This window comes from Rhodococcus sp. NPDC080181, from assembly GCF_040702225.1.
GTDB lineage: Bacteria > Actinomycetota > Actinomycetes > Mycobacteriales > Mycobacteriaceae > Rhodococcoides > Rhodococcoides fascians.
In genome coordinates, this window is the sequence record NZ_JBFBKN010000027.1 from 1 (window position 1) to 14,810 (window position 14,810).

The window sequence follows — 14,810 nt, forward strand, 5'->3', positions numbered from 1 at the left end:
CACCACCCCCCGGATCATTGATGACAGGGGCGAGAAGTCATACCGGGTCTGGCGACCGTAGCCCTCGGTTTCAAGGACCAGCTAAAAGATAACGGTGGGCCGAAGACCTAGAGCGGATCGAGTTGCAGGCAGGCGTCGGCAGCGAGCCAGAACAACTGTTCGCGCACCGTTGTTGCCTTGGTCCAGCCGCGGTGATCCCAGTCGGCGGCCAGGGAGTCTCCCGCGTACAGCAGTTGCGCGAATCGGACTCCGCGGAATCGGGCGACGGCGCAGAAGGCCGACGCCTCCATGTCGACCGTGCGGCAGCCTTCCTCGACGCGGCGCGAGACTCGGCCGCGGGTCTCGCGGTAGAGCGCATCGGTGGTCCAGGAGCGGCCGGTGACGAAGTCGATGCCGGCGTCGGTCAGTACCGACTGGAGTACGGCGACGCCTGCGGGATCGGCGTCGACCACTCGACCGGGCGGCAGGTAGTGGAACGAGGTGCCCTCGTCGCGCAGGGCGCTGTCGACCACCATGACGTGTCCCATGCCCAGGTCGTCGGACAGCGCCCCGGCACCGCCGACAGCGACGAACTGCGTGCAGCCCATGGCGATGGCTTCTTCGAGGAACAGTGCGGCCAGTGGCGCGCCGACGCCGGGATGGAAGACGGCAAGTTTCTGTCCGCCTCGTTCGATCTCGTAGACGGGGTGTTCGCCGTGCTCGGAGCGCATGATCGACACCACGCGGGCGTCGCCTTTCGCGCAGATGCTCTCGATCACCTCGGCGAAGAAACAGACGACGGCTTTCGGCGGTACGTCGACTCCCTTGGCCACCATCGACGGGTCGATGACGCCCGTTTCGTCCAGATCGTCCTCGGTCAGTGCAATGTCCATCAGGTGATGTTCGCACGAGGCCGATACGTCCGATGCCGTACATGTCGGCGGCACCTTATAGACTCTCCCTGGCATTTCGCTCCATCGAAGGGACCTATTCCTCGTGTCCGCTAGCTCTGTACCCACAGACACTGTCTCGAACGCCGTCGCCACCCCCGACGTTGCGCAGCCGTACAAGGAACTCGGACTCAAGGACGACGAATACGTCCGCATCAAGGAAATCCTCGGCCGCCGGCCCACGGACGCCGAATTGGCGATGTACTCCGTCATGTGGAGCGAGCACTGCTCGTACAAGTCCTCGAAGGTGCACCTGAAGTACTTCGGCGAGACCACCACCGACGAGATGCGCAAGCCGATGCTCGCCGGTATCGGCGAGAACGCGGGCGTCGTCGACGTCGGCGACGGCTGGGCCGTCACGTTCAAGGTCGAGAGCCACAATCACCCGTCGTACGTCGAGCCCTACCAGGGTGCGGCGACGGGCGTCGGCGGCATCGTCCGCGACATCATGGCCATGGGCGCTCGCCCGATCGCCGTCATGGACCAGCTGCGATTCGGTGCTGCCGATGCACCCGATACGCGCCGTGTCCTGAGCGGCATCGTCGCAGGCGTCGGTGGGTACGGAAACTCCCTCGGCCTCCCGAACATCGGCGGCGAGACGGTGTTCGACGCCTCCTACGCCGGTAACCCTCTGCTGAACGCCCTGTGTGCCGGCGTCATGCGGGTCGAGGACATGCATCTCGCGTTCGCGTCGGGCCTGGGCAACAAGATCATTCTGTTCGGTGCACGAACGGGTCTCGACGGCATCGGCGGTGTGTCCGTGCTCGCGTCGGAGACGTTCGACGGCGACGAGACCGGTGGGGGCCGCAAGAAGCTTCCCGCGGTTCAGGTGGGCGATCCGTTCACCGAGAAGGTGCTCATCGAAGCCTGCCTCGAGTTGTACTCGAACAAGCTCGTCGTCGGCATCCAGGACCTCGGTGGTGCCGGGTTGTCCTGCGCCACATCGGAACTCGCGTCCGCCGGCAGTGGTGGCATGCACATCGAGCTCGACAAGGTGCCGATGCGCGCCACCGGCATGACTCCGGCCGAGGTGCTCTCGAGCGAATCCCAGGAGCGCATGTGCGCCGTGGTGACCCCCGAGAACGTCGACGCGTTCATGGCCGTCTGCAAGAAGTGGGACGTCCTGGCCACGGTCATCGGTGAGGTCACCGACGGCGAGCACCTCCAGATCACCTGGCACGGCGATACCGTCGTCGATGTACCGCCGAAAACCGTTGCGCACGAAGGCCCGGTGTACAACCGTCCGGTGCAGCGCCCGGACACCCAGGACGCGTTGATCGCGAACAGCACGGCGTCGCTGAAGCGTCCGGAAACCGCGGACGAGCTGAAGGCCACTCTGCTGAAGATGATCGGCTCGCCGCAGCTGTGCAGCCGCCGATTCATCACCGAGCAGTACGACCGCTACGTCCGCGGCAACACCGTGCTGGCCGAGAACGCCGATGCAGGCGTCATCCGCATCGACGAGAAGACCGGTCGCGGAATCGCTTTGGCCACCGACGCGTCGGGCCGCTACACCGCACTCGACCCATACCAGGGCGCGCAGCTGGCTCTGGCCGAGGCGTTCCGCAACGTCGCGGTCACCGGTGCCACTCCCAAGGCCGTCACCAACTGCCTGAACTTCGGCTCTCCGGAGGACCCGGGTGTCATGTGGCAGTTCCAGCAGGCCGTACGCGGTTTGGCGGACGGGTGCGTCACCCTCGGGATCCCGGTCACCGGCGGCAACGTCAGCTTCTACAACCAGACCGGTGCCGAGCCGATCCTGCCGACCCCCGTGGTCGGAGTACTGGGCGTCATCGACGACGTCCATCGCCGCATCCCGACGGGACTCGGCCTCGAGCCCGGCGAGACACTCATCCTGCTGGGGGAGACCCACGACGAGTTCGACGGGTCCATCTGGGCGCAGGTCGAGCACGATCACCTCGGCGGCGTTCCGCCGAAGGTCGATCTCGCTCGGGAGCAGTTGTTGGCAGACATCCTGCTCGCATCCTCCCGCGACGGCCTGGTCTCGGCTGCCCACGACCTGTCCGAGGGTGGTCTCGCTCAGGCCGTCGTCGAGGCAGCATTGGCCGGCGAAACCGGGTGCCGCATCATCGTTCCCGAGGGCGCAGATCCGTTCGTGACCTTGTTCTCCGAATCCTCCGGCCGGGTGCTGGTCGCCGTGCCGCGCACCGAGGAGACCAGGTTCACCGGCATGTGCACCGCACGCGGACTTCCGTGGGCGCGAGTGGGCGTCGTCGACGAGGGCTCGGATTCGATCGAGGTCCAGGGGCAGTTCTCCGTGCCGATGACGGAACTGCGGGAGACGTTCGAGAGCACTCTTCCCAGACTCTTCGGCTGACCGAGGTGGGGGGACAGGTATCGGAGCGTCGAAGGGGGACCGAGCCCACACTCGAGCAGGATCAGCATCATCGGTATCACTTTCCGACGGTGGAGTTCTCGGCTCCGTCGCCGGAGAAGCATCCGTTCGTCATGTGGTCGTGGGGCCTGCTGCGTCTGGACTTCACCGGAATCGCGTTCAGCGCGTTGTTCTTCTGCTGGTCGCTGACGCCGTCGCTGCTGCCTCGTGGATGGCTGTTCCAGGGCATCATCGGCGGCATCAACTCGGCTATCGGGTACGCCTTCGGGGTGGCCGTGGGATGGGCGGTGACGCGATGGTGGCTGTCGTCGCGTTCGTGGTGGCCATTGCCGCGCAAGGTCGAACTTGCAGTCAAGGTCGTCGTACTCGTCGTCGCCGTCGCTGCGTCGATGATCATGCTGGCGGTCTCGGCGCAGTGGCAGCGTGAACTCGCCGCGCTCATGGACGCGGAGGGGACCACCACGACGGGGTACCTCCGCACCGGAGCGTTGAGCATTGCCATTGCCGCACTGCTCATCTCGATCTCGCGGGTGCTGCGCGACGTCGTCCGATTGCTCGCCCGTCAGATCAATCGCATCGTCAAGATGCCACGCGAGGTGGCCAACGCACTCGGCGTGATCGTCCTGGTGGTTCTGGTCGTCGCCCTGGTTCAGGGTGTGCTGCTGCGTGCGGTCTCCGAGGTGACCAACTCGGTGTTCAGTCTGCAGAACAACGAAACGCGAGAGGGCACAGAACAACCCGTCGCCGACGAGAGGTCGGGTAGCCCGAACTCGTTGGCACCGTGGGACACACTCGGATTCGAGGGTCGCAACTTCGTCTCCAGCGGCCTGCGAGCCGACGAGATGGAACGGGCCACCGGACGTCCGAGCCTCGAACCCATTCGGGCCTACGCCGGACTGGAAACCGCGGAGACTCAGGACGAACGACTCGACATCGTCGTCGCCGAACTCGAACGCACCGGCGCGTTCCAGCGCAAAGCCCTCATCGTCGTGCCGACCACCGGCACCGGCTGGGTCAACCCCACCGCCGTCGAGGCCGAGGAGCTGATGTTCGACGGCGATGTCGCCACCGTCGCCTCCCAGTACTCGTATCTGCCGAGTTGGATCTCGTTCATCGCCGAGGGCGACAAAGCGGCCCAGGCAGGCAAGGCTCTGATCGACAAGGTGCACGACCGGTGGCTGCAGGAGCCCGAGGCCACCCGTCCCAAGTTCTACGTCTACGGCGAAAGTCTGGGGACGAAGTCCGGTGAAGGCGCGTTCGACGGGTTGGCGGACATCCGCGCCACCACCGACGGCGTCCTGTGGGTGGGTCCGCCGAACGACAACCGCATCTGGAGTCAGTTCGTCAGCAGGCGTGATCCGGGCAGCCCCGAGGTTCGGCCGGTGTACTCCGAGGGCCTGACGGTTCGCTTCGCCGACAATTCGTCGGGCATCCCACCGGAGGATCAGCCCTGGTACGCCCCGCGCATCCTGTACGTCCAGCATGCGTCGGATCCGGTGGTCTGGTGGTCACCGGACCTGCTGTTCGAGCGTCCGGACTGGCTGTCCGAGCCGCCGGGGCCGGACCGACTGCCGAGCATGCGTTGGTTCCCGGTGGTGACGTTCTGGCAGGTGGCAGCGGACCTGACCAACGCCGCGGGCGTCCCCGACGGCCACGGTCACAACTACGGAACCCTCGTGCTCGACGGCTGGGTGGCCGTCGCCGCTCCCGAGGGGTGGACCGACCGCGACACCGAACGAGTGCGCGGCGTCATGGAGCAGTTCGCCGGACGTGACGGTCCCGAGAAGTGAGAACCGCTCTGGCAACCGGAGTGGAGCCTGCGGAACGACCCATTCTGACCGGACTCGTGACAACGGCGTGGAGCACATACGTGCTGCCTGCGGCCGGGCTCGGAGCCCGCGGGCGGGCAGTGGCCAACGCGTCGTTCGCCGTCGCTGTGGCTGCGGTGTCGGGATCGAATGCCGAACGGCTGGGCCTGCGTAACGCCGCATCCGGGCTCAAATGGGGTGCGGCTGCGGCAGCGATACCCGTCTTGGGGTCTGCGGTGGTGGCCGCCGTACCCGCACTGCGTCGACGCGTCCGTCCGTCCGAGGACGATCTCGCGGAGTGGGTGCTGTTTCGGATTCCGGTGGGGACGGTGCTGACCGAGGAGTTGCTCTTCCGCGGTGTGCTCGATGCGGCATCGCCTGCCCTGTCGCCGGTCTTCTTCGGACTGTGGCACATTCGTCCCGCCCGCGCCGCCGGGGATTCGGTGGCCGGGACCGTTGCCGCGACGACCGTCGCCGGGGTGGTGTTCTCGTGGCTGCGGGCACGCAGCGGCAGTGTGCTCGCCCCTGCTGCGCTGCACTACGCACTCAACGCGAGCGGTGCCGTGTTGGCGCATCTCGCGGCGACCGAACGTGAGAGGAGCTGACCGGAGATGCCACCGCACAAGGAGGTCGGTCCCGCCGAGGTGCGCGAGGCCGTTCTGGCCGTCGCCGACTGGATCCGAGGTGAGGCCGAGAAGCCGCCACGCGCGCAGATCGCCGCCGCCGTGCGCACCACCGCCAGAACTCTCGGTCAGAACGCACCGGGGTCGTCGGTGGAGGTGCGGGTGCCGCCGTTCGTCGCGGTGCAGTGCATCGTCGGGCCCCGGCACACCAGAGGAACCCCGCCGAACGTCGTCGAAACCGATGCTCTGACATGGCTTCAGGTGGCCACCGGGACCCGAGATTTCGCCGAGGCGCTCGGCGACGGCTCGATCGATGCGTCCGGCAGTCGGGCCGCCGAAGTGGGTCGGTGGTTGCCGTTGCTGACCATTACCTGACCGCCGGATTTCAGCGGCCGTTCGACCGTCGGGAATCTCCTGGACACACGATGCGTTGCGTCAGCCCGTGTGCCCGTAGACTGGGCACGGCCCCCCGCCCCGGACCCCCTAGGGAGCAATGCCCGTGACCAACGCCGATTTGTCGGTCGACAGTCCGAATCTTCTGGTAGGCAAACCCATCGACGAGCCGGAGAACGAGCCGCGCGAAGAGTGTGGAGTGTTCGGTGTGTGGGCACCGGGCGAGGACGTGGCCAAGCTCTCCTACTACGGCCTCTACGCACTGCAGCACCGTGGTCAGGAAGCCGCAGGCATCGCGGTGTCCGACGGCTCCCAGGTGCTCGTGTTCAAGGATCTCGGCCTGGTCAGTCAGGTGTTCGACGAGCAGACGCTCGGCGCGATGCCCGGGCACGTCGCCATCGGTCATTGCCGTTACTCCACGAGTGGTTCGGTGACGTGGGAGAACGCGCAGCCGATCTTCCGTACCACCACTGCCGGTACCGGTATCGCGCTCGGGCACAACGGCAATCTGGTGAACTTCGCAGAACTCGCCACCAAGGCTCGCGATGCGGGCCTGATCAGCGATCGGTTGCAGGGCAACGGGACGTCGGATTCCGATGTCGTGACGGCACTGCTGGCGCACAAGGCCGCCGACTGCACCATAGAGCAGGCGGCGATGGAATTGCTGCCCCTGCTCAAAGGCGCGTTCTGCCTGACCTTCATGGACGAGCACACCCTCTACGCCGCGCGTGATCCACACGGCGTTCGGCCGCTGTGCCTCGGTCGCCTCGATCGCGGCTGGGTCGTCGCCAGCGAGACCGCAGCACTCGACATCGTCGGTGCGGCGTTCGTCCGCGACATCGAGCCCGGCGAACTGTTGGCGATCGACGCCGACGGCGTTCGGTCCTCGCGTTTCGCTGCCCCCGAGCCCAAGGGCTGCGTGTTCGAGTACGTCTATCTCGCACGGCCCGACAGCGTCATCGGCGGTCGCTCGGTGCACTCGACTCGGGTGGAAATCGGACGTCGTCTCGCCAAGGAGCACCCGGCCGAGGGTGATCTGGTCATCCCGGTGCCCGAGAGCGGAACTCCGGCAGCCGTGGGCTTCGCCCAGGGCTCCGGAATCCCGTACGGCCAGGGGCTCATGAAGAACGCGTACGTGGGCCGCACGTTCATTCAACCGTCGCAGACCATTCGGCAGCTCGGTATCCGGCTCAAGCTCAACCCTCTCAAAGAGGTCATTCGCGGCAAAAGGCTCGTGGTGGTGGATGATTCGATCGTTCGCGGCAACACGCAGCGGGCGCTGATCAGGATGCTGCGCGAGGCCGGTGCCCTCGAGATCCACGTACGTATCGCGTCCCCGCCGGTGCGGTGGCCCTGCTTCTACGGCATCGACTTCGCTTCTCCCGCAGAGCTGATCGCCAACGGCGTCGATTCCGAGGACGGAATCCTCGAAGGCGTCCGGCAGGCCATCGGTGCCGACTCGCTGGGCTACATCTCCATCGACGGCATGATCGCGGCGTCGGAGCAGCCCGAATCGCGCTTGTGTGCAGCATGTTTCACCGGGAAGTACCCCATCGATCTGCCCGCGGACAATGCACTAGGCAAGCACGTGCTCGAGGGTCTGCTGGCGTCGGCCGCTGGGCAACCGGTGGACAACGACGCGAATGTGAGCGCTCTCAGCCGTCCTTGACCTGGTCTTTTCCGTTAGGGAACAGCAGGGTTTTCTCAATGCCACATATTGGAAACAGTCCATCGGTACTGTCCCGAGTTACATAGGACACACCGATTGGATAGAGGCTCAGATGACCCTGTCGCCCGACGACGGACGCATGCAGCGCTACAGCGCCGCATCACGAACGGCTGTGCGTAAGCACGGCAAGAAGACCGCCGCAGTGGCCGCACTGTCGGTACTTGCACTGACCGCCGCAGCGTGCGGCTCGGGACGCACCGACGCCGGTGGATCCGGCGACGGCGGCGGTGAGACCATCACGGTCGGCACCACGGACCAGGTCACCTCGCTCGACCCGGCCGGCTCGTACGACAACGGATCGTTCATGGTGATGAACCAGACGTATCCCTTCCTGATGAACTTCGCTCCCGGTAGCTCCGAGCTCGAGCCCGATGCGGCCGAGAGCTGCGATTTCGCGGAGCCGACCGTCTACAAGTGCACGCTCAAGGACGACCTGAAGTTCGCCAACGGCAATCCGCTGACGAGCGAGAGCGTCAAGTTCTCGTTCGACCGCATCGTCGCGATCAACGATCCGAACGGTCCGGCGTCGCTGCTGACCAATCTCGACAGCATCGCGACACCGGACGAGAAGACCGTCGAGTTCACCCTCAAAGCGGCCAACGATCAGACGTTCCCGCAGATCCTCGCGACACCCGCGGGCCCGATCGTCGACCAGACGGTGTTCCCGGCCGACAAGGTGCTCGACGACGACGCAGTGGTTGCGGGCAAGCCGTTCGCCGGCCCGTACTCCATCTCCAGCTATGGCAAGAACTCACTCGTCAGCTTCGTGGCCAACGGTGACTACAACGGCATTCTCGGCACCCCGAAGACGTCGTCGGTCAACGTGAAGTACTACACCAGCTCCGACAACCTGAAGCTCGATGTGCAGAACAAGGCCATCGATGTGGCATGGCGTTCCCTCACCCCGACCGACGTCGAATCGCTGGGAGCCGTCGACGGCCTGACGGTGCACGAGGGCCCCGGCGGCGAGTCCCGCTACATGGTCTTCAACATGAACACGATGCCCGGCAACACCGCCGAGCAGAAGTTGGCCGTACGCAAAGCAATTGCTGCCTCGGTCGATCGCCAGGCGCTCTCCGACGGCGTCTACAAGGGCACCTACACCCCGCTGTACTCCGTGGTGCCGACCGGTCTGGAGGGTTCGAACAAGGCCTTCTCCGACGTCTACGGTGAGACCCCCAACAAAGACGAGGCTGCCGGGTTCCTCTCGGCCGCAGGCGTGGCCACTCCGATCCAGCTCAACCTGCAGTACAACCCGGATCACTACGGCTCGAGCTCGAGCGAGGAGTACGCCGCGATCAAGAGTCAGCTCGACGCGACGGGCTTGTTCAATGTGAACCTGCAGTCCACCGAGTGGAGCACCTACACCAAGGAACGCGTCGCCGACGCGTACCCGGTCTACCAGCTCGGCTGGTTCCCGGACTACCCCGATGCAGACAACTACCTGACGCCGTTCTTCGGGCCGGACAACTTCCTCCAGTCGCATTTCGAGAACCCGGAGATCACGTCACTGCTCGACCTCGAGCGCACGACGGCCGACGAGAACGCACGGATGCAGATCATCGGACAGATTCAGACCGAGCTCGCGACCAACTACCTGCCGACCCTTCCGCTGTTGGAGGGCAAGCAGATCGCCGTCGCCACCGATGAGATCAGCGGTGTGGACGAGACCCTCGACGCCTCGTTCAAGTTCCGCTTCGTCACTCTCGCCAAGAGCTGACCGGTGCCCGCTACCGCACAGACGCCGGTAGGGGAGAAGAAAGCGCAGCAGGCGAGCGCGCCGTCACGATACGGCGCGCTCGCCCGCTATCTCGGGATCAGGTTTCTGTTGATCATCCCGACTGCCTGGATTCTCGTCACCGTCGTCTTCTTTCTCATGCGTGTGATCGGTGACCCGATCACCGCCGCCCTCGGCGGTCGACTACCCGCCGAACAGATCGCCCAGCGCAAGGCCGAGGCCGGATACGACCGGCCGATCCTGACGCAGTACTGGGAGTACCTGACCGGGTTGTTGCGCGGCGACTTCGGCCGCTCCGCCACCGACAATCGCGCGATCAGTGACGTCCTGCTCGTCAACGGTGCTGCCACACTGGAATTGGCGTTCTGGGCGCTGCTCGTCGCGTTCGCGGTCGGCATCCCGCTCGGGTTCTACGCCGCCACCCATCGCGACCGGTTCGGTGATGCGTCGCTGCGAATCTTCGCGATCCTGGCGTACGCGGCCCCGGTATTCTTCGTCGGCATGCTGCTCAAGCTGCTGTTCGCCGTCAAGCTCGGCTGGCTGCCGGTCGCCGGGCGGGCCAGTACCAATGTCGAACTGGCACTGCAGAACGTCTCCCCGAAGACGAACATTCTGATCATCGACTCGTTCCTGTACGGCGACACCGGTTACACCGTCGACGTGCTCGAGCACGCGGTTCTGCCCGCTCTTGCGCTCGGACTGCTGACGGCCGGTGTGTTCCTGCGATTGGTGCGAGTCAACCTGATTCAGACGTTGCAGGCGCCGTTCGTCGACGCCGCCCGCGCGCGCGGGTTGAGCGAGGGCACGGTGACGAGGCGACATGCGTTCCGTAACGCCATGATTCCCATCGTCACCGTCATCGGACTGCAGATCGCCGTCCTCCTCGGCGGTGCCGTACTCACCGAGACGACCTTCGAGTGGCAAGGACTGGGCTACGAACTCGCCCGTTATCTGCAGGCCCGCGATTTCGTTGCCGTGCAAGGCATCGTGACGTTCCTGGCCGTGGTGGTCGCCGTCGTCAGCTTCGTCACCGACGCGATCGTCGCCCTCATCGACCCGAGAGTGAGGTTCTGATGAGCACCGAAGTCGTGCTGTCCGACGTCCCTCCCACCCGTCCGCACCGCAGAGGGTTCCCCGGCGTCGCGTTCGTGAAGTCCACCTCGGGATTGCAGCGGGTCACGCTCATCGTCGGGTTGGCGCTGATGGTTGGGTTCGTGATCGCGGCGCTGTTCGCGCCGATTCTCGCGCCGTACGGTTTCTCGCAGACCAGTGACGCCGGTGCGGATTTCGCCCGCCAAGCCGCGCCGTCCGCGGATCACTGGTTCGGTACCTCGGTTCGCGGTGAGGACGTGTTCTCGCGGGTAATCTACGGTGCCAGAACCGCATTGATGGTCATCGCCTCGTCTCTGGTGCTGTCCCTGATCATCGGCGTTCCGCTCGGTCTGGCCTCGGGCTACATCGGCCGCTGGTTCGACCGGGTGCTCGTGCTGTTCATGGACGCGATGTACGCATTCCCGTCTCTGCTTCTCGCCGTGGTCATCTCGATCGTCGTGGCAGGCGGTCAGTCGTCGAGTTTCGGCGGTATCGCCTCCGCGGCCATCGCCATCACGGCGATCTTCGTGCCCCAGTACTTCCGGGTGGTCCGCAACGCGACGGTCGCCGTCAAGACCGAACCGTACGTCGACGCCGCGCGGGTGACCGGAGCCGGCACGCCGCGAATTCTGTTCCGGCACATACTCGCCAACGTGGTGCAGACACTGCCGGTCATCATCACGCTCAACGGAGCCGAGGCCATCCTCACCCTCGCCGGGCTCGGTTTCCTCGGGTTCGGGATCGAGCCGACCTCCGCCTCGGAGTGGGGATACGACATCAACAAGGCCCTACCGGACATCTCCAACGGCATCTGGTGGACGTCGGTGTTCCCAGGCCTGGGCATCGTGCTGGTGGTCCTCGGTCTGACCATGGTCGGTGAAAGTGCAAGCGAGACACTCAATCCGCTGCTGCGCACTCGCAAGAAGTTCAAGAAGGCGGTGAAGGTATGACATCGAGTGTCGTGACTCCACGCGAGTCCGCATTGTCGGTGCAGTCGTTGTCCGTTTCGTTCGTCACCGATGCCGGCGAAGTCGATGCCGTCACCGAGGTCTCGTTCGAGGTCTATCCCGGTGAAGTTCTCGCCGTCGTGGGGGAGTCGGGGTCGGGTAAATCCGTCAGTGTCCGCTCCGCCATCGGGCTGCTGCCCGATACCGCGCGAGTCGACGGGCACGTGGTTCTCGGCGGGCAGGACGTCACCACGCTGAACGACAAGGCGTGGGCGAGGCTGCGGGGCAACAAGATCTCGATGGTGTTCCAGGAGCCGGGCAGTGCTCTCGATCCGCTGTTCACCATCGGGTATCAGATCGTCGAGGCGTTGCGCGCGCACACCCGCGCCAGGAGTGGAGCCGGCGGAACGACCCGAAGTACGGACGGTAAACGGATGGGCAGTAAGGATGCCAAGGCGCGGGCCATCGAGTTGTTGACGATGGTGGGGTTGCCGAACCCCGAGCAGCGCTTCTCGTACTACCCACACGAGCTCTCCGGTGGCCAGAAGCAACGCGTCATGATCGCGATCGCGATCTCCTGCGAGGCGAAAGTCATCATCGCCGACGAGCCGACCACCGCCCTCGACGTCACTGTGCAGGCCGAGATCCTCGAGCTGCTGCGCGATCTGAAAGACCGGCTCGGGTGCGCCATCGTGCTGATCACCCACAGCATGGGCGTCGTGTCCGATCTGGCGGACCGCGTCGTCGTCATGCAGAACGGCCGAGTCGTCGAGGAAGCGCCGGTGGCACAGCTGTTCGACGCCCCCGAAGACGAGTACACCAAAAAGCTGCTGGCCGCGGTGCCGACCCTTGCTGCAGTGGAGTCGGACAAGACCGTCGACACGTCGGGCGAGCCGGTACTCGAGGTCTCGCAGCTGGTGGTGCAGTTCTCCGGTGGGGTCGGCTCCTCGGCATTCCGAGCGGTCGACGACGTCTCGCTGACCATCCACCGCGGCGAAACCCTCGGTCTGGTGGGCGAATCGGGCTCGGGTAAGTCGACGATCGGCAGGTGCGTTGCAGCGCTCCAGAAGCCGACCAGCGGCAGCGTGACGGTGATGGGACAGAACATCGCCGGCGTGAGCGAGCGCAAGCTCAAGCCCTTGCGCAAGCGATTCGGCTTCGTCTTCCAAGACCCGTCGGCGTCGCTGAACCCGCGGCTCACCGTCGGACAGTGCATCGCCGAGCCGATGATCGTGCACAAGTACGGCTCCAAGGATGCGATCGCGGCCAGGACCACCGAGCTGCTCGACGCCGTGCAACTACCGTCCGGCACCGACAAGCGTTACCCGCACGAGCTGTCCGGTGGGCAACGGCAACGCGTCAGCCTGGCGCGGGCACTGGTGCTGGGACCGGATCTGGTGGTCGCGGACGAGCCGACCAGTGCACTCGACGTCTCGGTCCAGGCGGCCGTGCTCGACCTGTTCGAGGCGCTGCAGCGGGAGTTCGGTTTCGCCTGCCTGTTCATCAGCCACGATCTGGCGGTGGTCGATCGCGTCGCACATCGGGTGGTGGTGCTGCGGGGCGGCCAGGTCGTCGAGCAGGGCACGCCGTGGAAGATTCTGCGCTCGCCGGAGGAGGAGTACACGAAGAAGCTGTTGGCCGCCATCCCGGGCAAGCGGCTGCGCACGTAAATTCTTCCCGCCAGCGGGCACTCCGGTACCGTTAGGGCGCTATCTGCGCCGCTACGCACGGTTCGCGTGCTTGGGGGCGCTGACATGAACGAGTACACAGGCTGGAGCCGAATGACCGAGGAATCCCAACCCACGAGCGCAACTCACTCGGGCGGTGCCTCCTACGCGGCGGCCGGGGTCGATATCGCCGCAGGAGACCGAGCAGTTCAACTGTTCGCGCCACTCGCCAAGAAGGCCAGCAGGCCCGAGGTCATGGGCGGTCTCGGTGGTTTCGCCGGTCTGTTCGCGCTCAAGGGCGACTACCGCGAGCCGGTCCTGGCTGCCTCGACCGACGGAGTCGGCACGAAGGTCGCCGTCGCCCAGGCCCTCGGCAAGCACGACACCCTGGGTCTCGACCTCGTGGCCATGGTCGTCGACGATCTGGTCGTGTGCGGAGCCGAGCCGCTGTTCCTGCAGGACTACATCGCCGTCGGCCGTGTCGTTCCCGAGCAGGTCGCGGAACTGGTCAAGGGCATCGCCGAGGGCTGCATCATCGCCGGTTGTGCCTTGCTCGGCGGCGAGACGGCCGAACACCCGGGGCTGATGGCCGACGGTGACTACGACCTTTCTGCCACCGGCATCGGCGTCGTGGAGGCGGACTCGATCCTCGGACCCGAGCGCGTGCGTCCCGGCGACGTCGTCATCGGCATGGGATCGTCCGGTCTGCATTCCAACGGCTACTCGCTCGCTCGCAAGGTGCTGCTCGAGATCAACCACATGGATCTCGGCGGACACGTCGAGGAGTTCGGCCGCACACTCGGCGAGGAACTGCTCGAGCCGACGAAGATCTACGCCAAGGACTGCCTCGCACTCGCGGCCGAGACCGACGTGCGCACGTTCTGCCACGTGACGGGCGGCGGACTCGCCAACAACCTCTCGCGCGTCATGCCCGAGGGTCTCGTGGCCGAACTCGATCGGACCACGTGGAGCCCGGCCCCGATCTTTTCCCTCATCGCGCAGCGCGGACGCGTCGAGCGGGCCGAGATGGAGCAGACGTTCAACATGGGTGTCGGCATGGTCGCGATCGTCGCCCCCGAGGACGTCGATCGTGCTCTGGCGGTACTGACCGCACGCCACATCGACTGCTGGACTCTCGGCACGGTCAAGAAGGCTGCGGGCAAGGACGTCGCCGATGAGCGAGCGCTGCTGCTGGGTAACCACCCGAGGTTCTGACCGACCGGTCACACGACGAACAAGTGAGGGGGAGCCGCGGTGCGGCTCCCCCTCAGTCGTTCAGTGCACAGTTTCTAGCGTCGCCAGTCCTCGTACTCGTCTTCCTCGACTCGGGAATGCACATCCGAGTCAGAGTGGATGCCGCCACGATGGGAGTTGGACGAACCACCGGAGAGCTCTCTTTGCAGACTCTCCAAGTCCGTTGTCGGCGAGCTGTACTTGAGCTCACGAGCGACCTTTGTCTGCTTTGCCTTAGCCCTGCCTCGGCCCATGGCGGTGCCCCCTCGCGGACTTGCGGGGCGGCCTGGGGAAA

Annotated in this window: 12 protein-coding genes; 10 read left to right on the forward strand and 2 right to left on the reverse strand. The window is 65.6% G+C overall.

Annotated elements, in window-relative coordinates; all coding sequences use genetic code 11:
* Positions 1-107: 107 nt before the first annotated feature.
* A complete protein-coding gene (locus AB0O58_RS22755; protein ID WP_228139152.1) occupies positions 108-872 on the reverse strand; it encodes a nucleoside phosphorylase in 765 nt (254 codons plus the stop codon).
* A gap of 103 nt (positions 873-975) precedes the next feature.
* Here AB0O58_RS22755 and purL point away from each other — a divergent pair, with 103 nt between their 5' ends.
* The 10 genes from purL to purM all read left to right on the forward strand — a co-directional run bounded on the left by purL (position 976) and on the right by purM (position 14,497).
* Entirely contained in the window at positions 976-3,267 is a 2,292-nt protein-coding gene (gene purL, locus AB0O58_RS22760) for a phosphoribosylformylglycinamidine synthase subunit PurL (protein WP_032367486.1), read from the forward strand.
* Between the two features lie 131 nt (positions 3,268-3,398).
* Complete coding sequence (locus AB0O58_RS22765) at positions 3,399-5,075, forward strand: alpha/beta-hydrolase family protein (RefSeq protein WP_230073742.1); 1,677 nt, start codon at positions 3,399-3,401, stop codon at positions 5,073-5,075.
* Positions 5,072-5,698 (forward strand): CPBP family intramembrane glutamic endopeptidase, encoded by a 627-nt coding sequence (locus tag AB0O58_RS22770; protein ID WP_230591140.1) that lies wholly within the window; start codon positions 5,072-5,074, stop codon positions 5,696-5,698. Before AB0O58_RS22765 ends, AB0O58_RS22770 begins: the two co-directional genes overlap by 4 nt.
* Positions 5,699-5,704: 6 nt before the next feature.
* Entirely contained in the window at positions 5,705-6,091 is a 387-nt protein-coding gene (locus tag AB0O58_RS22775) for a sterol carrier family protein (RefSeq protein ID WP_205025401.1), read from the forward strand.
* A gap of 124 nt (positions 6,092-6,215) precedes the next feature.
* Positions 6,216-7,778: an amidophosphoribosyltransferase gene (gene purF, locus AB0O58_RS22780; RefSeq protein WP_032367510.1), complete on the forward strand. Its 1,563-nt coding sequence runs from the start codon at positions 6,216-6,218 to the stop codon at positions 7,776-7,778.
* 112 nt (positions 7,779-7,890) lie between these two features.
* A complete protein-coding gene (locus AB0O58_RS22785; protein ID WP_366238834.1) occupies positions 7,891-9,558 on the forward strand; it encodes an ABC transporter substrate-binding protein in 1,668 nt (555 codons plus the stop codon).
* A gap of 96 nt (positions 9,559-9,654) precedes the next feature.
* The gene (locus tag AB0O58_RS22790) at positions 9,655-10,650 is read left to right on the forward strand and encodes an ABC transporter permease (RefSeq protein WP_032367512.1); all 996 of its coding nucleotides are present in this window, start codon (positions 9,655-9,657) and stop codon (positions 10,648-10,650) included.
* Complete coding sequence (locus AB0O58_RS22795; RefSeq protein WP_032367489.1) at positions 10,650-11,618, forward strand: ABC transporter permease; 969 nt, start codon at positions 10,650-10,652, stop codon at positions 11,616-11,618. The genes AB0O58_RS22790 and AB0O58_RS22795 overlap by 1 nt, the downstream gene beginning before the upstream one ends.
* Positions 11,615-13,285: an ABC transporter ATP-binding protein gene (locus tag AB0O58_RS22800; RefSeq protein ID WP_366238835.1), complete on the forward strand. Its 1,671-nt coding sequence runs from the start codon at positions 11,615-11,617 to the stop codon at positions 13,283-13,285. The genes AB0O58_RS22795 and AB0O58_RS22800 overlap by 4 nt, the downstream gene beginning before the upstream one ends.
* 111 nt (positions 13,286-13,396) lie before the next feature.
* Positions 13,397-14,497, forward strand: coding sequence for a phosphoribosylformylglycinamidine cyclo-ligase (gene purM, locus AB0O58_RS22805; protein WP_027495851.1), 1,101 nt, complete (start codon positions 13,397-13,399; stop codon positions 14,495-14,497).
* Between the two features lie 74 nt (positions 14,498-14,571).
* On the opposite strand, the gene AB0O58_RS22810 is transcribed toward purM, so the two are convergent.
* The gene (locus AB0O58_RS22810; RefSeq protein WP_072692062.1) at positions 14,572-14,769 is read right to left on the reverse strand and encodes a DUF3073 domain-containing protein; all 198 of its coding nucleotides are present in this window, start codon (positions 14,767-14,769) and stop codon (positions 14,572-14,574) included.
* Positions 14,770-14,810: the final 41 nt, after the last annotated feature.